The organism is Ruegeria sp. SAZA006, from assembly GCF_059613465.1.
The window spans coordinates 138,332-161,417 of the sequence record NZ_JBXWSO010000017.1 but is presented as its reverse complement, the minus strand read 5'-3'; the positions used below and the strand labels follow the sequence as shown (position 1 = coordinate 161,417).

Here is a 23,086-nt window from a genome sequence, read left to right as displayed (position 1 = left end):
GGGTCATCCTTCGAATTCGAATTTCATGCGCCGCGGGGCCGGGGGGTGTTCGTCCTCATCCGGTTGGATGGCGTCTGCCACTTCGACAGGGGGCGCGGGCTCGGCTTCATGCTCGGGCGTTTCGGTTGCTGGCTCGGCTTCGGCCTCGACCGGTTGTTCTTCGGCTTCCGTCTGCTCGGCCAGCGCCTCGATATGGCGCAACATGCCTTTGCCCACCTGGTAAGCCGTCTGCAGGTTTTCGACCACGCAGGCGGCGTCGGTGTAATCCTCGCCGTAATCGACCAGCCCGTCCACATTCGCCAGCACAGGGTTCAACCGCCACAAGCGCCGCAAGGCGCGACGGCGCAGACGGTCCGGCACGGCCTTGGCCATGAAGCCCGAAACATCGTCGCCCGCCTGCAGAAGGTCAGGGTCGGGCAGGTCAAGCTCGGCCAAGATCTCGGCGTCGGTCTTTTCTTCCAGTTCGGCCTGCCGCGCGGCGATCTCCTGCGCGGTCAGGGCCTCTTGTTCGGAATACGCTTCGGCCTGCACGGCGGCCTTGCGGCGAGACCAGAAATCCTGACGAGCGCTCATTGCACGGCCCTCCGCGGGGCGCGGTAGACATCCGAGGCCTGCCGGATGCGCGCATCGCCCTTGCCGTCTTCCATAAGATCCACCCGTTTCTTGTCGCGGCGGCGTTTGACGAACACCTCATCGTGGTGATGGGCCAGAGTGAAATCGCGCACCCAGGCAATCAGGCCTTCGGTCATCGGGATCTTTTCCACGATCTCTTCACCGGTATCGGCATAGTCCTGACCTTCATAAGGTGACGCGGTGATCAGAAACGCGTTCAGTGGGCGATCGCCTTCTGCATCGTCACGCAGGACAAGATACAGTGATGGCTGGCTGTCCGAGAGATTGGCCATATAGGCCTCGGTTTCATCGGACCAGAGTTTCAAGGGCAGGGTGGCGGCGTGGTATTCGACCGCATCGCCCTCGCGGCGCAGTTCGACCCAGTCAGCGGGCGGGGCGCCGGGCAGCACCGCAACCGCGCGCCAATTCCACCGGGCCCAGCGCGTGACCCCCGGTGTCTTGCGCACGACGACGCCAACCGGCATTTCGATCTGTTTTGCGGCCTCGGCCACTTTGATCCTCCCCGGAAAAGCTCTCCCCTGCTTTCCCTTAGGTTCACTATGGTACACAAATGGGCCACGTGCCAAGTCCGCAGCGGCCTGAAATGGTCGTGATTTGGAAAAAAGTCGTCGCAAATGGGTCGCGGCGGCGATCAACGGTCTTTGGCGGGCGACACAGAGTTTCTGACCAGAACCGGCCGCCACACGTTGCATGGGCGGCGTTTGGGTCTAAGGTTAGGGGCAAGGGAGAGATGCGGGGGGAAAATGGTCACCAAATTGGTCTTGTGTGATTGCGCCGGAAGTCAGGCCTTGGACGGGCAGGGGATATCGGCTGCCTGCGGTGCTGAATGCAGCAAGGTCCACACGGCGCTGTGCACCACCGAACTGACCGTTGTGGCCAAGCTGATGCAGTCGGATGACCAGATTGTCATCGCCTGTGGGCAAGAGGCTCAAGTGTTTCAAGAGCTGGCCGAGGAACTGGGCGTGGATCACCCCGGCTTTGTCGATCTGCGCGACCGGGCCGGCTGGTCCGATCAGGCGCGCGCGGCGATGCCCAAGATGGCCGCCCTGGCCGCCGAGGCGTTGTTGCAGCAGCCGATCACGCCCAGCGTGGATGTCATCAGCGAAGGCACCGCCTGCATCATCGGGCCGGGCGAGGTTGCCTTTGACCTGGCCCAGCGACTGTCGGACACGATGGCGGTGACGGTGGTCGTCACCGATGATGCGCAGCCTGACAGCCGAGCCTATGACGTGGTGCGCGCGCGGGTCCGGTCGGTCTCGGGGGCGCTGGGCGGGTTCACCCTGCGATTGGATGCGTTGCAGCAGATTGATCCGGCGGGGCGCGGTGCGTTTGCCTGGACCCCGCCGCGCGATGGTGCGGTGTCGGCCTGCGATGTGCTGATCGACCTGGCGGGGGGGACGCCTTTCGTGACGGCCCCGGACAAGCGCGAAGGTTACCTGCGCGCCGATCCGCGCGATACTGTGGCGGTTGCCCGGCTGGCCTTTGACGCGGCGCAGCTGGTCGGGACCTTTGAAAAGCCGCTGTATGTCAGGCTCGAAGAAACATTGTGCGCCCATTCGCGGGCCGGGCAGGTGGGCTGTTCCAACTGTCTGGACATCTGCCCCACCGGGGCCATCACCCCGGCCGGAGACCACGTGGCCATCGACCCGATGGTCTGCGCGGGCTGCGGTGAATGCGCGGCCCTGTGCCCCTCGACCGCGATCAGCTACGAGGATCCGCCGGTGGCGGCCCTGCTGGCGCGGATGCAGACCCTGGCGGCGACCTTTCGTCAGGCCGGAGGGCGTGCCCCGCGCCTGTTGGTGCATGACGCCCACGGGGCCGAGATGATCCGGCTGACCGCGCGGTTCGGGCGCGGGCTGCCTGCCGATGTGATTCCGCTGGAACTGGGTGTGGTGTCCGGCTTTGGACATGCCGAGATGCTGGCTGCCTTGGCTCATGGCTTTGCGCGGGTGGACATCCTGCTGGCCCCGACGACCGAGCGGGATGCGTTGCAGCGCGAACTGCCGCTGGCGCTGGCCATCGCCGGAGCGGACGTCGTTGGAGTGATCGACGACTCCGATCCCGATGTGCTGGCCGATCTGCTCTATACGCAGGACGTGCCGCAGCCACTGGCCCAGCCAGTTCTGCCGCTGGGCAACCGGCGCCAGATTACGCGGCTGGCGGCGCAGGCGCTGCGCCCTGATGCGTCCGAGTCGCTGCCTCTGCCGGAACACGCGCCCTATGGCGCGGTGGCGGTGGACACCGAGGCCTGCACCCTGTGCCTGAGCTGCGTGTCGCTGTGCCCGTCAGGCGCATTGATCGACAACCCCGACATGCCACAGCTGAACTTTCAGCAGGATGCCTGCCTGCAATGCGGGCTGTGCAAGACCATCTGTCCCGAAAGCGCGATCACCCTAGTGCCAGAACTGGACCTGAGCGACCGCGCGTTGTCGCCGCGTGTGCTGAACGAGGAGGAGCCCTTTGCCTGCATCGAATGCGGTGCTCTGTTCGGGGTGAAATCGACGGTCGAGCGGATCATGGAGAAGCTGGCCGGCAGCCATCCGATGTTCGCCTCGTCCGAGCAGGCGAAGATGATCCAGATGTGTGACGATTGCCGTGTCCAGGCGCAGTTCCACAGCGAGAATAACCCATTTACCTCAAAGCCCAAGCCCAAGGTCGTTACCACCGATGACTACTTCAGCAAGCGCAAAGATCACTGAAGCTTGAGCGGCGCCCCCAGATCGGCCGCGCGGATGACCGAGACATACGCCAGGATCGCCTCAAGCTCGTCCTGCGTCAGTCTCAGCGGGTGAATGGGCGGAGGGCGTTCGGGGTCGAAGGGCGCAGTGATCCCCTCGATCTGGGTAAAGGACGGGTGCGGGTTCAAGGCGAAGAACGCCTGGAATCGGTTCGACCAGTCAGGCATCGCGCGCAGTACGGCGAAGGACGGAGTAGAGCCCAACCCGTTCATTCGGTTCTGCGGACCAATCACGTGACAGCGCCCGCAATGGGTCAGCGACAGCTTTTCGCCCAGCACGGCGTCGCCTTCGATGGCATCGGACTCGGGCGCAGCGACCGTTTCGAAACTGGCCGAGAACGGGTCGCCCTCGGTCGGTGCAAAGCTTTCGACGGTGCGCTTGCCCACATCGGACATCAGCCAATCCTGAAAACGGGCCTGCCGCGTCTCGTCCTGAATGCGCAGGTGATAGATGTCGCCGCCGCGCTGAAACACCGGCTGTCCCGGTGGCCCGACCGTGAGAACCATCGCGCCCGCATCATCCGCGACAACGCGGATTCCGGTCTTGAGCGAGAAGCGCGGAAGAATATGTTTCAAAAGACCCGAGCGTGCGACATCTTCCGGCGCGGCCAGACCAATCTCCTCCTGCGACCAAGAGGGGCTGGCGAAGAGCGTCAGGCTCAGGCACAAAAGAACAAAGCGCATGGCCCAGCCTAACGGTGACAGGGCGAATGCGTCAAATGAACGAACAAGACGGAGACAACGGCGATGAGCGGCGATTACAACATGTCGATGCGCAAATTCCTCAAACAGGTTGGCGTGACCAGCCAGCAGGCCATCGAAGACGCGCTGCGCAAGGAGGGCGATCCGGCAGGCAAAAGCTTTGAGGCCAAGATGGTCCTGACGATTGACGGCCTAGACGTCGAACATGTCGTGACCGGCCAGATCAAGGACGGCGACGCATGAGCATCCGCGACGCTGTTCTGGCGAACCTGAAGAAGATCACCGACCCGGTTTCGGGGCAGGACATCGTCAGCGCGGGCGTGGTCCGCGCGCTGAATGTCGAGGGCGATACCGTGCGCTTCGTTCTCGAAATCGACCCCAAGAATGCCGACAAGATGGAACCGGTGCGCGCCACCGCCGAAAAGGCGGCGCAGATGGTCGACGGGGTTTCCAAGGTCTCGGCCATGCTGACCGCGCATTCCGACAAGGCGCCGCCGGATTTGAAACCCAAGCCCAAACCCTCGCAGACCGGGCCGCAGGCGGTGCCGGGGGTTAACCGGATCATCGCCGTGGCCTCGGGCAAGGGCGGGGTCGGGAAGTCCACCGTTTCGGCCAATCTGGCCTGTGCGCTAGCGGCTGAGGGGCGGCGGGTCGGTCTGCTAGATGCAGATGTCTATGGGCCCTCGCAGCCGCGCATGCTGGGCGTGTCCGGACGGCCGGCGAGCCCCGACGGCAAGACCATCCTGCCGCTGCGCAACCACGGGGTCACCATGATGTCGATGGGGTTGATGACCAACGAAGGTCAGGCGGTGGTCTGGCGCGGTCCGATGCTGATGGGCGCGCTGCAGCAGATGATGAGCCAGGTGCAGTGGGGCGCGCTGGACGTGCTGATCGTCGACCTGCCGCCCGGCACCGGTGACGTGCAGCTGACGCTGAGCCAGAAATTCAAGGTGGATGGTGCCATCGTCGTCTCGACCCCGCAGGACGTGGCCCTGATCGACGCGCGCAAGGGCATCGACATGTTCCGCCAGCTGAAGACGCCGATCGTCGGCATGATCGAGAACATGTCCACGCATATTTGCTCGAACTGCGGGCACGAGGAACATGTGTTCGGTCATGGAGGCGTCGCCGCCGAAGCCGCCGAACTGGGTGTGCCGTTGCTTGGGGAAATCCCGCTGCATCTGGATATCCGCGTGGCCGCTGATGGCGGGGCACCGATCGTGGTCAGCAAACCTGACAGCCCGCAGGCCGAGGCCTTCCGCAAGATCGCCCGCGACCTGATCGCCGCGGGCAAGGCATGACACAGCCGGTCTTTCCCCCGTTGCTGTCCGGGCACCCGGTACAGGGTGGGGAAGACCCGTTCGACCACGCACAGGCCATGGCGGCGCTGGGCTGCGACGCGGGCAGCGTCGTCTACAACATCCAGGCGGATCGCCTGCGCGCGGCCATCGTCTTTGCACCCGAGGTGCCCTTGCAGGACGCAATGGCCATGCTGCCGCTGTGCGCCGTCGGGTTCCAGAACGCGCTGGGCGCGCTGGCTCCGCCCGAGGTGGCGGTGCATCTTGGCTGGGATGGTCCGATTTTCGTCAACGGGGCCCGGTGTGGCCGATTTCGTGCGGCCGCGTCGACCTCCGATCCGGAAACCGTGCCCGACTGGCTGGTCGTCGGCTGGGAACTGGCCTTGCTGCAAATCGGGGACGAGCCCGGCAAGTCGCCCGATGTGACGGCCCTGTATGACGAAGGCTGCGCGGATGTGTCCCCGGTGCAGCTGGTCGAAAGCTGGTCGCGTCACATGCTGACCTGGCTGAACCGCTGGTCCGAGGATGGCAACGCACCATTGCACGTGGAATGGATGGGCTTGCTGCAGGGCGTCGGAGAGCCCTATGGTGATCGCGGCGTGTTTCTCGGGGCCGATGAGCGGTTCGGCATGCTGTTGCGGAACGGGGCGGATACGCAGATTGTTCCCTTGACCCATCTGTTGGAGGACGCCCATTGAATCTGGCCCGCGCCATTCATTTCGACCAAAGCGACCTGAACGTCTTTCACTCACCCGCCCGAACGGGCGAGTGGTGCATCTCGGGCGGGTTCGAGTTTTCGAACTGGGGCGAGGCCGACCTGGCCGGCAAAGCGCGCCAGGCCTTTGCCAATGGGTGGCTGGGGCTCGAGACCTTCGGGCGCGTGACCTTCGTAGCGGTGACGCAGATCGAGCCGGCCGAGATGGAGCGGCTGGCCACCAACCTGGCCGAGCATTTCGTGCGCCTTTACGGCGCGCCGTCGGTCGAGGCGGCGCTGGACGTGGCCCGGGCCGAGCTGGCCCACATGTCCGAGTTGTGTGACGATCATGCCCCCAACACCCTGCTGACCGTTGCCCGCAGCCTGACCGAGTCCGGCGTTCACGAGGCTTTTCGGGTGATCACGCCGCAAGAGGCCGAGTTGGAGGCCTTTGCCGTGCACGGGTCATTGGACGAGTGATTACAAAAGGTCGGCAAAACCGCCGAACTGTCCGCGCTTGAAGATCAAGCCCTTGCCGGTGCGGTACATGACCTGTTCGACCTCTCCCACGAGAATCAGATGATCCCCGGCCTCGTGGCGGGCAGACAATGTGCAGTCAAATCGGGCCAGACACTGGCTCAGCTGCGGTCGTCCTTTGGGATCCGGGGACCAGTCTGCATGCGAGAAATCGAGGCCATTGCGTGCAAAACGAAGGGCCAGGTCCTGCTGATCCTCGGCCACGACATGGATCGAGTAATGTTGCGCCGCTTGAAAGGCCCCGTAACGGTTCGACTCTTTTGCCAGACACCATAGGACCAATGGTGGATCCAGCGACACCGATGCAAACGAGTTGACGGTGATGGCCGACGGCCCTTCCGAGGTGCTGGTCGTCACGACCGTTACACCAGTGCCAAAGCACCCCAAGGCCTCGCGGAAGGCCATGCTTTGATCGTGTCCGGGTTTGAATGTTCTTTCGGTCATCGCGCGCTCGTGTGGTGGACGGGCACGGGGTGCCATGCCGCAGCAGAATTGTCCACGAAAAGCTGTATCGCGATCAATAAGCTGAGTCAGTTCAGGTCTTCCAGCAGCCGACCGTGCTTGCGGGTTTCTACGATTACGTCGCCGAAGGTCTGCATTCCGCGTGCAGCCAACATCGGTAACATTCGCACCAACGCTTCAGCCGTCGCAACCGCATCCCCCAAAGCCGTATGGCGGAGCGTCTCGGGAATTTCCACGCCCAGTCTTTCGCACAAAGCGTCCAGCGTATGGGTTTCGCTGGCTCCGAACAGAACGGCCGACAGCAGAACCGTGTCCAGGATGGGATGATCCCACGTCACTTTCATGCGCTTGGCATGACGGCGCAGAAACGCCATGTCGAAAGGTGCATTGTGCGCCACGATCACTGCATCACGGGCGAAGTGGTGGAACATGCGCCCGGCTTCCGCGATGTCGGGTGCGTCCTGCACCATACGGTCACTGACCTTGTGAACCTTGGTCGAGGCCGGCGGGATCGGAATGCCCGGATTGACCAGCGTGTCCAGCCGCTCGCCCTCGACGATGCGCCCCTTGACGACACGGACGGCGCCGATCTGCACGATCTCGTCCTTGTGCGGCAGCAAACCGGTGGTTTCGGTGTCGAAAACCACAAAACACAGTTGCGACAGGGGGCGGTTCTCGAACGCCTCGTCGCCGGGGGTGTCCAGAAGGTCGAAATCATAGACCAGAGGGCGCGCGGCCTCGGGCGGGATACGGGCGACGCTGTCTTCGAAGATCAGCATGTAGCCCGGCGCATCGCCCAGCGGCTTCATGCGTGCCGTGTAGGTCTGCCGTCCGTCCACGCTTGCCAGGGTGCAATAGACATCCATGCCGGTTTTCGCCAGCTTTTCGTAAGCGTCCAGCAGAGGTTTGCGTTCGAGGTAGTCGAACAGCGAGGCGTTCAGACGGGGATGGGCGATCTGCGCCAGAACCTCGGCGGCCTGCGCGTCGTACAGAACGATCTGGTGGTTTGGCCCCGCCAGCAGCATCGCGACTGGTATCTCGGACAGTAGCGCGGTCAGACGTTCCTTCTCAGAGGCGAGATGAGCGGTTTCGGCAGCCACGGCTTCGGCGGTGGACAGGGCGGTGCTGGCCAGACGTTCGGCCAGGCTGGCGGCGGCGGGGGCCAGATCACCCAGATAGCGCGCCGCCTGCAGGTCGAGATCGGTATCCACGCCCGCATGAGCCCGCGCGCGCAGCTGCGCCGACAGGCGTTCGATCGGTTTGGCCACGTTGTCGTCGAACAGCAGCCAGACTCCGACGACCAGCCCCAGCAAGCCAAACGAGATCAGCAGGCCGCTGAACACGAAAGCACTGGTCAGATCATTCGGATCGGCCCGGCGCAGGCCAAGCCAAAGGGCGATCAGGGTGATGGCGATGCCACCCGCGGCAAGCAAGCAGAAAAACAGAAAAATTCTCAGGCGCAGGCTCAGGCGGGTCAGCATTGTCAGGCCTCACAAGTAGCTGAGACCACCGGATCGTCCGCGCCAACCGGCACCCAATCGGCACCGACCAGACGCCCATCATCCGCGAACTCGGCCCCGTCCGCCAGACTTGCACGGCTGTGCTCGGTGCAGTTCACCGCGATCGGCATCTTGGACACCGGCGCCCAGCGGCCAAAGAAGTACAGGTCGATCAGGCGCTGATCCGGCACCTGCGCATTGGTCCGCAACGAGGCCGTATCGACGGCCGCGAACCGGTCGACATAGGGCACCGCATAGGTCCAGGGGCGATAGAGCGCGCGGCTTTCGACCTCTTGCACGACGGTCAGGCCGTCGGGCAGGGCGTCCCGGGTGCGGTCGTACCAGGAATACTCGCTGATGATCGTGACCGCGATCATGCCCAAGCCGGCCGCAACCGGAGCCGACCATTTCGGCAGATGGCCACCTGTCAGCCGGTTCAAACCCATCACGAGGCCCGCGATGGCAAAGCCCGCAAAGATCGTGCCGATCAGCTCAAGAAACATCTTCCTCCTCCGTTCTTACTGCCGGGGTCTTTACCCCAGCATCCCCTTGCCGTGCCCGACCGCGGATTGCATCGTCTTTACCACGACAAACGCGTCCCGAAGATGACTTCGCTCAAAGTCCGACAATTCAGACGGCGCAAGATAGTTGTCGGGCTTGTCGCCATTCCTGATCTGTTTGACCTGATGGTTCAACCGGGTTTCCGCGATCAGGTCATAGGCATCCAGCAGGTCCCGCGCGCCCGACGGGCTGAGCACCCCGGCGGCCTCGGCGGCCTTGAGGCGCGCGCGGGTGTTCACCTCGGTCAATTCACCCTGCAGGCTGTAGACGCGGCCCAGATCGACCACGGGAACCACGCCGTTGTGCTTGAGGTCCAGCGTGTTGCGATGCTCGCCCGAGCGGATCGTGGCGATCCCGCGCAGCAGGCCCAGCGGAGGCGTGTGTTTCAGAGAATTCGAGATCATGTGCGCCACGAAAATCGAGTTCGCCCGGGCCGCGCGCAGAGTTTCGGCCTGCAGGTCTGAAAACAGATCGAACCGGCCACCGATGGGGCGCAGGTCGAACATGACCGAGGCCAGCATCTGCGCCTCGGGGTTGGGCTTGGCGATCCAGCCGTTGAAATAGTCGCGCCAGACCCGGACCGGCTGCCGCCAGCGCGGATTGGTCGCCATCATGTCGCCGGGGCAATAGAAATACCCGCAAGCATCCAGCCCGTCGGACACGAATTTGGCCAGCGCCTCGAAATAGGGCAGGTCGGCATCGGTGACGCTGTCATCCAGCATCAGGCAATTGTCCTGGTCGGACACGCCTGTCTGCTCTTGCCGGCCTTGCGAGCCGCAGGCCAGCCACAGATAGGGCACGGGTGCCGGGCCCAGTTTCTGCTCAGCCAGCGCCAGCAGCCGGCGCGTCGCGGCGTCGGCGATGTCGGTGATCAGGCGGGTGACGATCTCGTGCCGGTTGCCGCCCGCCACCAGTTGCACCAGCAGGTTGGGGATCTCGGCCGTGACCGCGGCCATCTCGGTCGCCGACCCGGCCTGCGCGATGCGACTGACCAACTCGGCCGAGCTGACGGCCTGGAACCGGGTCAGGTCGGTTTGGGTGACGATCCCGACCAGACGCCCGCCCTCGGTGATGGGGATATGGCCGATGCCGCGTTCCAGCATCGCGTGCAGCACGTCCGAGCCGATGTCACCGGGCGACAGGGTCAGCGGGTCCGAGGTCATGATCTGTGACACCGGGGTCGTCGGGGGCAGGGCGCCCGCCACGACCTTGCCCGACAAATCCCGCACCGTGGCAATGCCGCGCAACGCGCCGCGCTCGGTGATGCAGACCGACGAAATGCCCCGGTCGCGCATCAGGCGCGCGGCTTCCTGAACGGTCGTGTCCGGGGTGCAGGTGGCCGGCTTGCGCGCCATCAGAGTTTCGACACGGGTGGTGGCAAGCGATTGCTGTTCCGGCCGCGCGGGGCGGGCCCGGTTGAAAAATTTGGCGATGACGACGTGGCGCTTGAGCAGATCGGAAAACAGGTCGGTGGGGATGATCAGCAGAACCGAGCGCGCGTCAGCCGTTGCCGTAGTCACCGCGCGCCCGTCGCGCATCAGCCCACGCTCGCCAAACGAGTTGCGCAGGCCCAGATGGGATACGACCGCGCCGTTTTCGTCGGTGATCTCGACCTGGCCTTCGTAGATGATGAACAGGCCGGGCAACTGCGCGCCGCGGCGATAGATGACGGTGCCCTTTGCGATCTCGCGCGCTTCGATCCGGGCGGCGATGTCGGCCAGCTCCTCGACAGGCAGCGCGTCATAGGGGTGCACGGATTTCAGGAACCGGGTGATCTTATCAGGTGAAAGTGCCATGGGTTCGCCCGTCCGCTTGAATGAAAAGCCCCGCCCGGGGGTTAGCCGGGCGGGAAAAGTTGGTCGAGGGAAACGGCCCGTGATGCATCATCGCGGACCGCATCCGGCTCAGTGGTCCTGAGCCGCGCCCGCACCACGGGGAATGCGTACGCTTTCGACCAGATCCTTGATCTCCTGCGGGGTTTCCTTGGTCATGCCGGCCACCACATAGGCGACGCCGAAGTTGACCATGGCACCGATCGCACCGAACGAGGTCGATTTGATCGGACCCAGCAGCGGGTCTGCATCGGTGAACGAGTTGGTGCCCGGAATGAACAGCCAGCCCTTGTGCAGGAAGATGTAGACCAGGGTCACGGTCAGACCAGCCAGCATGCCCGCGACCGCGCCGGTGTTGTTGATGCGGGTCGAGAAGATCCCCATCATCAGCGCCGGGAAGATCGAGGCCGCCGCCAGACCGAAGGCCAGCGCCACGGTTTGCGCCGCGAAGCCCGGAGGGTTGAGGCCCAGATAGGTGGCAACCACGATGGCCACGGCCATTGCGATCCGCGCCGCCAGAAGCTCGCCCTTTTCCGAGATGCTCGGGTTGATCGAGCCCTTGATCAGGTCGTGCGACACCGCCGACGAGATTGCCAGCAGCAGGCCCGCAGCGGTCGAAAGCGCAGCCGCAAGACCACCGGCCGCGACCAGACCAATCACCCAACCCGGCAGGTTGGCGATTTCGGGGTTGGCCAGAACCAGGATGTCGCGGTTGAACTTGGTCAACTCGTTGCCGACCCAGCCCTTTTCTTCGGCAAGCGCCTGCATGTCGGCGTTCTGATCGTTGTAGTACTGGATCTTGCCGTCGCCGTTCTTGTCTTCCCAGTCCAGAAGGCCGGTTTTCTGCCAGGTGGCCATCCAGTCATAGCGGGCATCGTTGTCGATCTGCTCGACCGAAACCGCGCCACCTTCGATACCGCCATTGGGCCACATCATGTCGGTGATGTTCAGGCGGGCCATGGCGCCAACCGCGGGGGCGGTCAGGTACAGCAGCGCGATGAACACCAGCGCCCAACCGGCCGACCAACGTGCGTCAGACACTTTGGGAACGGTGAAGAACCGCATGATGACGTGGGGCAGACCGGCGGTGCCGATCATCAGCGACAGGGTGAACAGAACCATGTTCAGCGTGTTCGAATGATGAGCGGTGTATTCCGCAAAGCCCAGCTCGGCCACGATGGCATCCAGCTTGGTCAGCAGCGACTCGCCACCGGCGGTGTCGCCGAACAGGCCCAGGGCCGGGATCGGGTTGCCGGTCAGCTGCAGCGAGATGAAGATCGCCGGGATCGTGTAGGCGGTGATCAGCACGCAGTACTGCGCGACCTGAGTATAGGTCACGCCCTTCATGCCGCCGAACACCGCGTAGGCGAACACGACGCCTGCGCCGATCAGCAGACCGGTGGTGTTCGACACCTCCAGAAAGCGGCCAAAGGCCACGCCGACGCCGGTCATCTGGCCGATCACATAGGTGACCGAGGCCACGATCAGACAGATCACGGCCACGACACGCGCGGTTTGGCTGTAGAAACGGTCGCCGATGAATTCCGAAACCGTGTACTTGCCGAATTTGCGCAGATAGGGCGCCAGCAGCAGCGCCAGCAGCACGTAGCCGCCGGTCCAGCCCATCAGAAACGAGCTGTTGTCATAGCCGGTAAAGGCAATCAGGCCCGCCATCGAGATGAACGAGGCCGCCGACATCCAGTCGGCCGCCGTGGCCATGCCGTTGGTGACCGGGTGAATGCCGCGCCCGGCGGCGTAGAATTCCGACGTGGACCCCGCGCGGGCCCAGATCGCGATGCCGATGTAGAGCGCGAACGACGCGCCCACGAACAGCAGGTTGATGGTAAACTGATCCATTGTTCCGTCGCTCCCTTATTCTTCTTCGACGCCGTATTCGGCATCCAGCTTGTTCATGCGCCAGGCGTAGAAGAAGATCAGCGCCAGAAAGACCAGGATCGAGCCTTGCTGCGCGAACCAGAAGCCCAGGTCGGTGCCGCCGACGGCGATGCCCGACAGCAACGGGCGCAGCAGAATGCCGAACCCGAAAGATACCAGCGCCCAGATGATGAGGCTGATGTAGATGAGACGCAGGTTTGCCTGCCAATAGCCCTTGTCGGACTCGGCAGTCTGCGCGGAGTTTGTTGAATTATCCGCCATTGCGGTTTCCTCCTTGGTTCCTCCAGGGCGGCCCGGTGCATTTGTCCTCCGGCGTAGGGCCGCCATTCGATTGCGCCGAGCGCCGCGATGGCGCCAGGCAAAGCTTCTCCGGTCCGCCAGAGCGGTTCCGTTGAAGAAACTCGTGTCGGGGTCAGTGCCCGCTTTGGGGAGTCCTCTTCCCCTTACCGCATCGCGTCGCCCACGATGCTTTCCAGGCCACGGGCGATCTGATCGATCTGCCCCATGGCATCCAGCTTTCTGAGTACGCCGCGATCCTTGTAGTAGTCGATCAGAGGCGCGGTTTGTTCGTGATAGGCCTCCAGCCGGGACGCCACAGTTTCGGTATTGTCATCGGCGCGGCGGCTGAATTCGGTGCTGCCGCACTTGTCACAAACACCGTCTAACTTCGGCTGCTTGTACTGATCGTGATAGCCTTCACCGCACATTGCACAGGTGTAGCGTCCGGAGATCCGGGTGACCATCTCGGCGTCCTCGACCTCGAGGCTGATGGCCGCATTAACCTTCTGTCCGTTTTCGGCCAGCAGCTTGTCCAACGCTTCGGCCTGAACTGTGGTGCGGGGAAACCCATCCAGGATGACACCGCGCGCGCAATCGGGCTCGGCAATGCGATCGCGCAGGATCGCGATGACGATATCATCGCTGACTAGGTCGCCGGCTTCCATCACCGCTTTTGCGGCCTTTCCGGCCTCGGTCCCGGCAGCAACCGCGGCGCGCAGCAGGTCGCCGGTGCTAAGCTGCACTAGGCCAAATTTCTGTTCCAGCATTCGCGCCTGTGTGCCCTTCCCTGCGCCCGGAGGGCCGAGAAGGATCAGGACAGCGGGCTTTGTGATTGTTTCAACCTGCATCACGCCCTCACTTGTTGGCCCGGTTGGCGATCAGATCTTCGACGACGGACGGGTCGGCCAAGGTCGAGGTGTCGCCCAGCGAGCCGAAGTCGTTCTCGGCGATCTTGCGCAGAATGCGGCGCATGATCTTGCCCGAGCGCGTCTTGGGCAGGCCCGGGGCCCATTGGATCACGTCGGGGCTGGCGATCGGGCCGATTTCTGTCCGGACCCATGTGCGGAGCTCTTTCAGCAATTCATCCGAGGGCTCTCGGTCATTCATCAGGGTGACGTAGCAATAGATGCCTTGGCCCTTGATTTCATGGGGATAACCAACGACGGCCGCTTCGGCGACAGCGGCGTGAGCCACCAGCGCGCTTTCGACTTCTGCGGTGCCCATGCGGTGGCCCGAAACGTTGATCACGTCATCGACGCGGCCCGTGATCCAGTAATCGCCATCTTCGTCGCGACGGCAGCCGTCACCGGTGAAGTAATACCCCTTGTAGTCCGAGAAATAGGTCTTCTCGAACCGCTCATGGTCGCCCCAGACGGTACGCATTTGGCCCGGCCAGCTGTCCTTGATGCACAGCACGCCTTCGACTCCGTTTCCGGTGATTTCGACACCCGACTGCGGATCCAGCACGACGGGTTGAACGCCAAAGAAGGGCTTCATCGCCGAGCCGGGCTTGGTCGCATGCGCGCCGGGCAGGGGGGTCATCATGTGGCCACCGGTCTCGGTCTGCCACCAGGTGTCAACGATCGGGCATTTGCCCTTGCCGACCACGTCATTGTACCAGTTCCAGGCTTCGGGGTTGATGGGTTCGCCCACCGTGCCGAGTGTTTTCAGGGAACTCAGGTCGCATTTTTCTACGAACTCGTTGCCCTGACCCATAAGCGCGCGGATCGCGGTCGGTGCCGTGTAGAACTGGTTGACCTTGTGCTTCTCGCAAACCTGCCAGAACCGCGAGGCGTCGGGATAGGTCGGCACGCCTTCGAACATCAGTGTGGTGCCGCCATTGGCCAACGGGCCATAGACGATATAGCTGTGGCCAGTGACCCAGCCCACATCGGCGGTGCACCAGTAGATGTCGCCGTCATGATAGTCGAAGGTGATTTCGTGGGTCATCGCGGCGTAAACCAGATACCCACCCGTGGTGTGCACCACACCTTTCGGCTGCCCGGTCGAGCCCGAGGTGTAGAGGATGAACAGCGGGTCTTCGGCGTTCATCTCGGCCGGGGCGCAATAGTCGTCGGCCTCCAGCGCCATTTCGTTGTAGTCGTAGTCGCGCCCGTCGATCCAGGTGGTCTGGCCACCGGTGCGCTTGACCACCAGACACTTTACCGTGTCCTTGCAATGCAGCAGCGCGGCGTCGGCGTTCGATTTCAGCGGAGTCTTGCGGCCGCCGCGCGGGGCTTCGTCGGCGGTGATGATGACCTTGGCGTCACAACCGTTGACCCGAGCGGCCAGCGCGTCGGGCGAGAAGCCAGCAAACACGATCGAGTGGATCGCGCCGATGCGGGCACAGGCCAGCATGGCATAGGCGGCCTCGGGGATCATCGGCAGATAGATGACGACCCGGTCGCCTTTGCGCACGCCCATCGATTCGAGGATGTTGGCCATACGGCATGTGCGGCGGTGCAGCTCGGCATAGGTGATGTGCTGGGCTTCGTCGTTCGGATCATCCGGTTCCCAGATGATCGCGGTCTGATCGCCGCGGGTCTTCAGGTGACGGTCCAGGCAGTTGGCCGAGACGTTCAGCGTGCCGTCAGCATACCAGTTGATCTTCACCGAGCCGAAATCGTAGTTGACTTCCTTGACCTGGGTGTAGGGCTTGATCCAGTCGATCCGCTTGCCATGCTCACCCCAGAATTTCACGGGGTCGTTGACAGATGCCTCGTACATCTGGGTGTATTTTTCGGCATCGACATGAGCGCGAGCGACGGTTTCTGCGGATGGCGGAAATACCTTGGCTTCTGCCTGGGCAGCGGTGGTCATTCTGAGGCTCCTCCCTCTGACTGGACTTCAGGTGGACCGAGTTTGCCCAATTGATTGGCATTGTCGATCCGTTTCCTCCCCGGTCGGGATAATACGCCTTCGAGAAAAGAAAGAAATAAATTGCCGTAATACTTGGATTTGTTTGTAAACAACTTTCCGTTTCAGGGGGGATTTTGTAAATTAGACAGAGTTGAGTTTTCGATAACATGATAAAAAACAATAATTTAAAGAACTAAGAACTGTTAACGCTCCAGGGCGACGTCTTTTCTCCTGTGGGTCGAACGTGTCGGCCCGGCTTTCTGGGCCGTGCAGAAATCACCGCTTGCGCGGGTGTACCATTCGGGCAGCGGGGCTTGGCACGTGTCGATGTTGGCGCTAGCTTGACTCGCAAGCGCCCCGGGAGGGGGTGCACCAATGGGAGAGATCATTATGAACAAGATGTTGAGCGGAGCGGCCATCGCCGCCCTTGGCGTTGCTTTTGTCACCGAGGCGGCTGCGACCGAGTGGAATGCCTCGGTCTGGGGCAAGCGCCGCGCCTTCACCGAACATGTTGAGAAACTGGCCGAACTGGTCAGCGAGAAAACCGACGGCGCGTTCACCATCAACGTCAGCTATGGCGGCCTTTCCAAGCCCAAGGAAAACCTGGACGGCATCGAAATCGGCGCCTTCGAGATGGCCCAGTTCTGCGCTGGTTACCATCGCGACAAGAACCGCGCGATCACCGTTCTGGAACTGCCGTTTCTGGGCGTGAACACACTGGATGAGGAAGTGGCCGTCAGCCACGCGGTCTATGATCACCCTGCGGTCAAGGAAGAGATGGCCAAGTGGAACGCTCGGATCCTCATGACCTCGCCGATGCCGCAGTACAATCTGGTCGGGACAGGCGAGCCGCGTGACGAACTGGCAGAGTTTGAAGGTATGCGCGTTCGTGCGACCGGGGGCCTTGGTCAGGCATTCGAGGCCGTTGGTGCCGTTCCGACATCGGTTCCGGCGACCGAAGCCTATAATGCGATGCAGTCCGGTGTCGTGGACACCGTCGCATTTGCCCAGCACGCACACCTGTCGTTCGGCACCATCAATGAGGCCGACTGGTGGACCGCGAACCTGAACCCCGGCACGGTGAATTGCCCGGTGGTCGTGAACATCGACGCCTATGAAGCATTGCCGCCGGAGCACCGTGAGGCGCTGGACAGCTCGATCGACGAGGCGATTGACCACTACCTGACCAACTACGGTGAGCTGCTGAAAAAGTGGGATGGTGTACTTGGAGAAAAGGGCGTTCAGAAAGTCATGATCGATGACTCCGTTCTGGACGAGTTCCGTGCCAAGGCGGCCGACCCGATCCGCGACCAGTGGATTGCCGACATGTCCGCGCAAGGCCTGCCGGCGCAGGATCTGTATGATCTGGTGCAGGCAACGCTGAAGCAGCAGCGCGGCGGCAACTGATAAAAAACAGCCGGGGGCTGAAATGCCCCCGGAATCATCTGGAACAGGGGACAACCGGATGGCAGGACACGCCACGGTATTGGAGGACGGCAGCCTCCTGAGCCGTCTCGACCGGCAATTGCTGCGACTTGAACGATTTCTGGCCCTTCTCAGTGGCATCGCCGTTTTCGGTTTGATGGTGTTGGCTGTTGTGTCCGTCAGCGGCCGCAACGCGATCAACGCCCCATTGCCGGGCTATGTCGACTGGATCGAGCAGGCCATGCCTCTGATCGCATTTCTTGGCATTTCCTACGTTCAACGGGACGGCGGGCACATCCGCATGGACATCGTGATTGCACGTCTGCACGGGCGCGCAATGTGGTTGTTCGAGCTGATTTCGGTCGTGTTGATCCTTGTCCTGATGTTGGCGTTGGTCTGGGGCAGCTGGTCCCATTTCGATCGATCGTTTGATTTCGGCGCACCGATGTGGAGCCGTGACAGCTCGATCGACATCGGTATTCCGATCTGGCCCGCCAAGCTGTTGGCGCCAGTTGCCTTCTCCGTTTTGTGTCTGCGGTTGTGTCTCCAGATCTGGGGGTATGGTCGGGCGTTCCTGTTGGGGCTGGAATCTCCGGTTGCGGTGCCGCTGATCCAGGACGCCGCCGCGCAGGCCGCGGCCGAAGCCGAGCAGTTTGAGAGGCAGGACTGACAAATGGACACGATTGAAATCGGCCTGTGGGTCACGGGCGGCCTGCTGGTTCTTGTCGTCGCGGGCATGCGCGTTGCGTTTGCCGCAGGCCTCGCAGGGTTGGTGGGGCTGGTCTGGATATTTTGGGCCAAGTTCGGATATGACCCGGATCGGTTTGGCAAGGCTTTGACCGTTGCCGTCAAGACGGCGGGGCAGGTGCCGCATTCCAAAGTGGCCTCGCACACGCTCAGCCTGATCCCAACTTTCATCCTGATCGGATACTTGGCCTATTACGCGGGTTTGACCCGGGCTTTGTTCGAAGCGGCCAAGCGCTGGGTCGCCTGGGTGCCGGGCGGTTTGGCAGTGTCCACGGTTTTCGCGACGGCTGGCTTTGCAGCCGTGTCAGGCGCGTCGGTGGCGACGTCGGCGGTCTTTGCCCGCATTGCCATCCCCGAGATGCTGGACGTCGGCTACAACAAAAGGTTTGCCGCAGGCGTCGTGGCCGCAGGTGGTACTTTGGCGTCGCTGATCCCACCTTCCGCGATCCTTGTGATCTATGCGATCATCGTCGAGCAGGACGTGGGCAAACTGCTACTCGCCGGGTTCATCCCCGGTGCGTTTTCGGCAGTGATCTACGGATTGCTGATCATCGGAATCGCGGTTTTCTTCAAAAACGTGGGTCCGCCGGTGCGGGGCTTTACCTGGAAACAGCGCTTTGCCGCCTTGCCCGGCGCGCTGCCGATCTTCGCGGTAATCCTGATCATCATCTGTTTTGTCTACAACCCATTCGGTGACAAGGCGTGGGGAACACCGACCGAGGGCGGCGCAATCGGTGCATTCATCGTATTCTGCTTTGCGCTGTTTCACGGCATGCGTTGGACCGAGCTGAAGTCGGCGTTGCTGGAAACCGCCAAGCTGACGGCGATGATCTTCTCGATCATCTGGGGTGTCTTGATCTACGTGCGCTTTCTGGGTTTTGCCGACCTGCCCGGAGCGTTCTCGGATTGGATCACTTCCCTACATATGTCACCCATGCTGATATTGATCTGTATCCTGTTGGCCTATGCCGTGCTTGGCATGTTCATGGATGCAATCGGGATGCTGCTGCTGACACTGCCGGTGGTCTATCCTGCCGTCATGGCCCTGAACGGGGGCGAGGCGGTGAGCGCGGCCGACAGCGCATTCGGTATGTCCGGACCCATGTGCGCGATCTGGTTTGGTATTCTGGTGGTCAAGATGGCCGAGTTCTGTCTGATCACGCCGCCCATCGGCCTGAACTGCTTCGTGGTCGCTGGCGTGCGCCCGGACCTGAGCGTTCAGGATGTGTTCAAGGGCGTGGCTCCGTTCTTCGTCGCTGATGCGGTGACCATTGCGCTGTTGGTGGCGTTTCCGGCGATCGTTCTGTATCTGCCATCGCTTGCCGGCTGAGGTTTTGGGCAATCCAAGCAGGGACTGTGATGCATGGCTCTGCCGCGCGCACAGAGATTTCTGGCTGCATAAAGCTTCGGTGCCGCAGTTGACCCAATAGCTCAGCCCCGTAAAGACTGAACGGGGGCAGCGCCCCCATCCGGCCTATAACGTCAAAATCGGGCGAAACGGCTCACTTGGCCCGCATGAGCATGCCAAACAGGTCGCGCGGATCGTCCGGGTCCGCCAGCATGTCCAGTGGCTCGAAGAACTCGGTTCCCTCGATCGCGCGCTTGACGTAGCGCAGGGCTGAGAAGTCCTCGATCGCGAAACCGACGCTGTCGAACAGAGTGATCTGCCGGTCGTCACGGCGACCTTCGGCTTGACCGGTGATGACCTGCCACATCTCGGTGACCGGGTGGTCAGGGTCCAGAGCTTGAATTTCACCTTCGATCCGGGTCTGCTCGGGGTATTCCACGAAAATGTCGGACCGCAGAAGAATGTCGCGATGCAATTCGGTCTTTCCAGGGCAGTCGCCTCCGATCGCGTTGATGTGCACGCCCGGGCCGACCATGTTGTCGGTCAGGATGGTGGCGTATTTCTTGTCGGCGGTGCAGGTGGTGATGATCTGCGCGCCCTCGATCGCCTCTTCGGCCGAGCGGCACGAAAGCACGTTCAAACCGGTCCCTTGCAGGTTGGCCGCGCATTTCGCGGTGGCGGCGGAATCGATGTCATAAAGGCGAACGGTGTCAATTCCACACATGGCCTTGAAGGCCAGGCACTGGAACTCGGACTGCGCGCCATTGCCGATCATCGCCATCGTGGACGCATTCTTTGGGGCCAGGTACTTGCCGACCAGCGCCGAGGTTGCCGCGGTGCGCAGCGCCGTCAGCATCGTCATCTCGGTCAACAGGGTCGGATACCCGGTGTACACGTCCGCAAGCAGGCCGAATGCGGTGACGGTCTGCAGGCCTTCGGACGTGTTCTTGGGGTGGCCGTTCACATATTTGAACCCATAGGCCTCACCGTCCGAGGTCGGCATCAGTTCGATCACACCATGCGGGGAGTGGGCCGGGATGCGTGGGGTCTTGTCGAAGCTCTCCCACCGTTTGAAGTCGTCCTCGATCTGGGCGGCGATCTCGGTGATTATTCTTTCGACACCGATGTGGTGGATCAGCCGCATCATGTTGTCGACGGATACGAAGGGAACAAGCGCCTTGTCGGAAGGTTGCATGGGGTCTCTCCTAGCGGCGTGACAGGTGGATGCCTGCGATCATGCAGCGCACCGACCCGCCGGCGGTTTCGATGGTGGGAACGGACAGCGGCAGGGGCGTCGCGCTGTCCTGGATGATGTCGATCTGATCAGGGCGCAGCGAGGCCAAAGCCCGGCTGGACAGCGCCAGAACCAGCCCGTCGCGGCCCGTCAGTTCGATGGCGTTTCCGGAAAATTCAGCGATCTGGCCGTGGGTCAGGTCGATCACCGTGCGGCCGGATTCCTCGAGCCGCGCCTTCACGGTCGCGCGCCGCTCGGGGTCGGTGATCATGTCCAGACAGATCAGGGCGTAGTGTGTGCCGATCCCCATCAGAACATTGGTGTGATAGACATCTCGGCCCTGCGCGTCGCGGGCCTCGAAGGCGATGGGCTCATAGTTGAAATGGGTGCAGAACCGTTCCAGCAGCACCGGGTCGGCACGGTTGGATTTGACGGTATAGGCAATGCGCCCGACGTGATCGAGCACCATCGCACCAGTGCCCTCCAGCGCGAGGTTGTCCTGCTCGAGGCCGGAATAGTCGATCACGTCCTGAACGCGATAGTCGCGTTTCAGCATCTCGATCACATCCATCCGCCGTTCGCGCCTGCGCGAGGGAACGAACATCGGATAGATCGCAACGTGCCCGCCCGGATGGGTCGAGAACCAGTTGTTCGGAAACACGCTGTCGGGCGTGTCGTTGTCGCCGAAATCGTCGAACACATGCACGGTCACGCCGGCGTTGCGCAGCTGCTCGACCGCGCGGTCATGTTCGTCGCGGGCCGCGGCCGAGGTCGCCTCGGCCGAGCGGTTGGCCAGGGTCTGGAACGCGTTGTCGTCGCGGGTTTCGGGGTTCGAGGCAAAGGCATGTGGCCGGACCATGACCACGGCCGAAGGGGCCTGAAGGGAATGCATCAGAAGCTCCGGGTAATGCGGTCGAAGATGCGGCGCCCCAGCAGCGAGGCGGCCAGGTCGACCATCAGTTTGGCGGTTCGGCCGCGTTCATCGAGAAAGGGGTTCAGTTCGACCAGGTCCAGCGAGCAGACAAGCCCGCTTTCGTGCAGCAGTTCCATGACCAGATGCGCCTCGCGTTCGGTGGCGCCGCCGGGAACGGTGGTGCCCACAGCCGGCGCGATGGCGGGGTCCAGGAAATCCACGTCCAGCGAGACATGCAGAATGCCGTTCGCGGCGCGGACGCGGTCCAGAAAGGCCATCAGCGGAGCTTTGATACCGTGTTCGTCGATGCTGCGCATGTCGGCCAGCATGGCGCGGTCTTTTTCAAGTGCGGCGCGCTCGGCCGGATCGACCGAGCGTAGGCCGATCATGCCGACGCGGTCGGTCGGAACGGGGGCCGCCAGCGCGGGGAAGGCGTCGAACCCGGGCTGGCCGGTGAAATAGGCGACCGGCGTGCCATGCAGGTTGCCGCTGCCGGTGCTGTTGGGTGTGTGGAAATCGCTGTGCGCGTCCAGCCAAAGCACGAACAGCGGGCGCCCGATCTGCTGCGCATGGGCGGCCATGCCAGAGACCGTGCCCATCGACAGGGCATGATCGCCCCCCATAAAGATCGGCAGACCTTGTTGGGCCGCCTGTTGCGCGACCCGTTTCAAAGCCCGCGTCCACCCTACGCATTCGGGTAGGGCAAAGAGGTGATCATGTTGCGGCATGTCGACAGTGTCCGGGCGGGTGTCGCCAAAGTCTGTGACCGTGTGCCCGAGGTCGGACAGAGCCTCGGCAATTCCGGCCACCCGGTACGCGTCGGGTCCCATCCGGCAACCCTGGCGCCGCTTGCCGACGTCCATGCCGGCACCAACGAGAATGACTGATTTGGTATCCATACGTTCATTTAGCGGTGCAATGCGGGTTGCGTGAAGGAGGCAAAATGCTCAAAATGAAATCTGAAAATCCAAATTGGAAACACGAAATGGACGATCTGGACAGCCGCTTGCTCAGCGCCCTTCACAGAGACGCTCGCGCGTCGCTGTCAGAGCTTGCAGAAGTGCTGGGTGTAACGCGGACGACCGTGCGCAGCCGGATGCAGCGGCTCAAGCAATCGGGTGAGATTGTGGGCTTTACTGTCCTGACCCGTCGGGACGTCGCGCAAAGCCCGGTGCGCGGGCTGATGATGCTGGAAATCGAAGGGCGCGGGACCGAGCGCATCATGGCCCGGATCGCAGCCATGCGGCAGGTGCGGGCGGTGCATTCCACCAACGGAGGATGGGACTTGATCGCCGAGATCGGGACCGAAACGCTGGCCGAACTGGACGAAGTTCTGTTCCAGATCCGCCGCATCGAAGGCGTCACCAGATCTGAGACCAATCTGCTTCTGTCCACTCGAAAAGGCCGCTTTTGAACCGCCCGCCATTCAC

At 62.7% G+C, this 23,086-nt stretch carries 23 protein-coding genes; 9 read left to right on the top strand and 14 right to left on the bottom strand.

Features of this window, described 5'->3' with window-relative positions; genetic code table 11:
- Positions 1 to 3: 3 nt before the first annotated feature.
- A complete protein-coding gene (locus AC2FNZ_RS18630; protein ID WP_496841589.1) occupies positions 4 to 573 on the bottom strand; it encodes a DUF3306 domain-containing protein in 570 nt (189 codons plus the stop codon).
- Positions 570 to 1,124 (bottom strand): DUF3305 domain-containing protein, encoded by a 555-nt coding sequence (locus AC2FNZ_RS18625; RefSeq protein WP_480726714.1) that lies wholly within the window; start codon positions 1,122 to 1,124, stop codon positions 570 to 572. The genes AC2FNZ_RS18630 and AC2FNZ_RS18625 overlap by 4 nt, the downstream gene beginning before the upstream one ends.
- A gap of 252 nt (positions 1,125 to 1,376) precedes the next feature.
- Here AC2FNZ_RS18625 and AC2FNZ_RS18620 point away from each other — a divergent pair, with 252 nt between their 5' ends.
- Positions 1,377 to 3,332: a 4Fe-4S binding protein gene (locus AC2FNZ_RS18620; RefSeq protein WP_496841587.1), complete on the top strand. Its 1,956-nt coding sequence runs from the start codon at positions 1,377 to 1,379 to the stop codon at positions 3,330 to 3,332.
- Here AC2FNZ_RS18620 and AC2FNZ_RS18615 read toward each other — a convergent pair.
- Entirely contained in the window at positions 3,326 to 4,054 is a 729-nt protein-coding gene (locus AC2FNZ_RS18615) for a c-type cytochrome (protein WP_496841585.1), read from the bottom strand. The genes AC2FNZ_RS18620 and AC2FNZ_RS18615 overlap by 7 nt on opposite strands.
- A gap of 63 nt (positions 4,055 to 4,117) precedes the next feature.
- Between AC2FNZ_RS18615 and AC2FNZ_RS18610 the strand changes: the two genes are divergently transcribed.
- The 4 genes from AC2FNZ_RS18610 to AC2FNZ_RS18595 are packed head-to-tail and all read left to right on the top strand — an operon-like array spanning position 4,118 to position 6,544.
- Complete coding sequence (locus AC2FNZ_RS18610; protein ID WP_496841583.1) at positions 4,118 to 4,315, top strand: DUF6494 family protein; 198 nt, start codon at positions 4,118 to 4,120, stop codon at positions 4,313 to 4,315.
- On the top strand, positions 4,312 to 5,373 hold the full coding sequence (locus tag AC2FNZ_RS18605; RefSeq protein WP_496841581.1) for an Mrp/NBP35 family ATP-binding protein: 1,062 nt from the start codon (positions 4,312 to 4,314) through the stop codon (positions 5,371 to 5,373). The genes AC2FNZ_RS18610 and AC2FNZ_RS18605 overlap by 4 nt, the downstream gene beginning before the upstream one ends.
- Entirely contained in the window at positions 5,370 to 6,068 is a 699-nt protein-coding gene (locus AC2FNZ_RS18600) for a biotin/lipoate--protein ligase family protein (protein WP_496841580.1), read from the top strand. The genes AC2FNZ_RS18605 and AC2FNZ_RS18600 overlap by 4 nt, the downstream gene beginning before the upstream one ends.
- Complete coding sequence (locus AC2FNZ_RS18595) at positions 6,065 to 6,544, top strand: DUF6505 family protein (RefSeq protein WP_496841578.1); 480 nt, start codon at positions 6,065 to 6,067, stop codon at positions 6,542 to 6,544. The genes AC2FNZ_RS18600 and AC2FNZ_RS18595 overlap by 4 nt, the downstream gene beginning before the upstream one ends.
- On the opposite strand, the gene AC2FNZ_RS18590 is transcribed toward AC2FNZ_RS18595, so the two are convergent.
- The 8 genes from AC2FNZ_RS18590 to acs form a co-directional block, all read right to left on the bottom strand.
- The gene (locus tag AC2FNZ_RS18590) at positions 6,545 to 7,045 is read right to left on the bottom strand and encodes a flavin reductase family protein (protein ID WP_170586295.1); all 501 of its coding nucleotides are present in this window, start codon (positions 7,043 to 7,045) and stop codon (positions 6,545 to 6,547) included.
- A gap of 86 nt (positions 7,046 to 7,131) precedes the next feature.
- Complete coding sequence (locus AC2FNZ_RS18585) at positions 7,132 to 8,544, bottom strand: 3'-5' exonuclease (RefSeq protein ID WP_496841576.1); 1,413 nt, start codon at positions 8,542 to 8,544, stop codon at positions 7,132 to 7,134.
- 2 nt (positions 8,545 to 8,546) lie between these two features.
- On the bottom strand, positions 8,547 to 9,065 hold the full coding sequence (locus tag AC2FNZ_RS18580; RefSeq protein ID WP_496841574.1) for a hypothetical protein: 519 nt from the start codon (positions 9,063 to 9,065) through the stop codon (positions 8,547 to 8,549).
- Positions 9,066 to 9,095: 30 nt separating this feature from the next.
- Positions 9,096 to 10,919 carry a DUF294 nucleotidyltransferase-like domain-containing protein gene (locus AC2FNZ_RS18575; protein WP_496841573.1) on the bottom strand — a complete coding sequence of 608 codons (1,824 nt, stop codon included), beginning with the start codon at positions 10,917 to 10,919 and terminating at the stop codon, positions 9,096 to 9,098.
- A 108-nt stretch (positions 10,920 to 11,027) separates the two neighbouring features.
- Positions 11,028 to 12,812: a sodium:solute symporter family protein gene (locus tag AC2FNZ_RS18570; RefSeq protein ID WP_496841572.1), complete on the bottom strand. Its 1,785-nt coding sequence runs from the start codon at positions 12,810 to 12,812 to the stop codon at positions 11,028 to 11,030.
- A gap of 15 nt (positions 12,813 to 12,827) precedes the next feature.
- Entirely contained in the window at positions 12,828 to 13,112 is a 285-nt protein-coding gene (locus AC2FNZ_RS18565; RefSeq protein ID WP_093962930.1) for a DUF4212 domain-containing protein, read from the bottom strand.
- Between the two features lie 182 nt (positions 13,113 to 13,294).
- On the bottom strand, positions 13,295 to 13,978 hold the full coding sequence (locus AC2FNZ_RS18560) for an adenylate kinase (protein ID WP_496841571.1): 684 nt from the start codon (positions 13,976 to 13,978) through the stop codon (positions 13,295 to 13,297).
- Between the two features lie 7 nt (positions 13,979 to 13,985).
- A complete protein-coding gene (acs, locus tag AC2FNZ_RS18555; RefSeq protein ID WP_496841569.1) occupies positions 13,986 to 15,950 on the bottom strand; it encodes an acetate--CoA ligase in 1,965 nt (654 codons plus the stop codon).
- Positions 15,951 to 16,379: 429 nt separating this feature from the next.
- On the opposite strand from acs, the gene AC2FNZ_RS18550 reads away from it, so the two are divergent.
- The 3 genes from AC2FNZ_RS18550 to AC2FNZ_RS18540 are packed head-to-tail and all read left to right on the top strand — an operon-like array spanning position 16,380 to position 19,491.
- Positions 16,380 to 17,396, top strand: coding sequence for a C4-dicarboxylate TRAP transporter substrate-binding protein (locus tag AC2FNZ_RS18550; protein ID WP_496841662.1), 1,017 nt, complete (start codon positions 16,380 to 16,382; stop codon positions 17,394 to 17,396).
- A gap of 58 nt (positions 17,397 to 17,454) precedes the next feature.
- A complete protein-coding gene (locus AC2FNZ_RS18545) occupies positions 17,455 to 18,084 on the top strand; it encodes a TRAP transporter small permease subunit (RefSeq protein WP_093961832.1) in 630 nt (209 codons plus the stop codon).
- Positions 18,085 to 18,087: 3 nt separating this feature from the next.
- The gene (locus AC2FNZ_RS18540) at positions 18,088 to 19,491 is read left to right on the top strand and encodes a TRAP transporter large permease (RefSeq protein ID WP_093961833.1); all 1,404 of its coding nucleotides are present in this window, start codon (positions 18,088 to 18,090) and stop codon (positions 19,489 to 19,491) included.
- Between the two features lie 172 nt (positions 19,492 to 19,663).
- Here AC2FNZ_RS18540 and ocd read toward each other — a convergent pair whose 3' ends face one another.
- The 3 genes from ocd to rocF are packed head-to-tail and all read right to left on the bottom strand — an operon-like array spanning position 19,664 to position 22,555.
- Positions 19,664 to 20,704: an ornithine cyclodeaminase gene (gene ocd, locus AC2FNZ_RS18535; protein ID WP_496841568.1), complete on the bottom strand. Its 1,041-nt coding sequence runs from the start codon at positions 20,702 to 20,704 to the stop codon at positions 19,664 to 19,666.
- Between the two features lie 10 nt (positions 20,705 to 20,714).
- A complete protein-coding gene (gene ctlX / locus AC2FNZ_RS18530; protein ID WP_496841566.1) occupies positions 20,715 to 21,635 on the bottom strand; it encodes a citrulline utilization hydrolase CtlX in 921 nt (306 codons plus the stop codon).
- Positions 21,635 to 22,555 carry an arginase gene (rocF, locus tag AC2FNZ_RS18525; protein ID WP_170371210.1) on the bottom strand — a complete coding sequence of 307 codons (921 nt, stop codon included), beginning with the start codon at positions 22,553 to 22,555 and terminating at the stop codon, positions 21,635 to 21,637. The genes ctlX and rocF overlap by 1 nt, the downstream gene beginning before the upstream one ends.
- A gap of 86 nt (positions 22,556 to 22,641) precedes the next feature.
- Between rocF and AC2FNZ_RS18520 the strand changes: the two genes are divergently transcribed.
- On the top strand, positions 22,642 to 23,070 hold the full coding sequence (locus AC2FNZ_RS18520; RefSeq protein WP_496841564.1) for an Lrp/AsnC family transcriptional regulator: 429 nt from the start codon (positions 22,642 to 22,644) through the stop codon (positions 23,068 to 23,070).
- Positions 23,071 to 23,086: the final 16 nt, after the last annotated feature.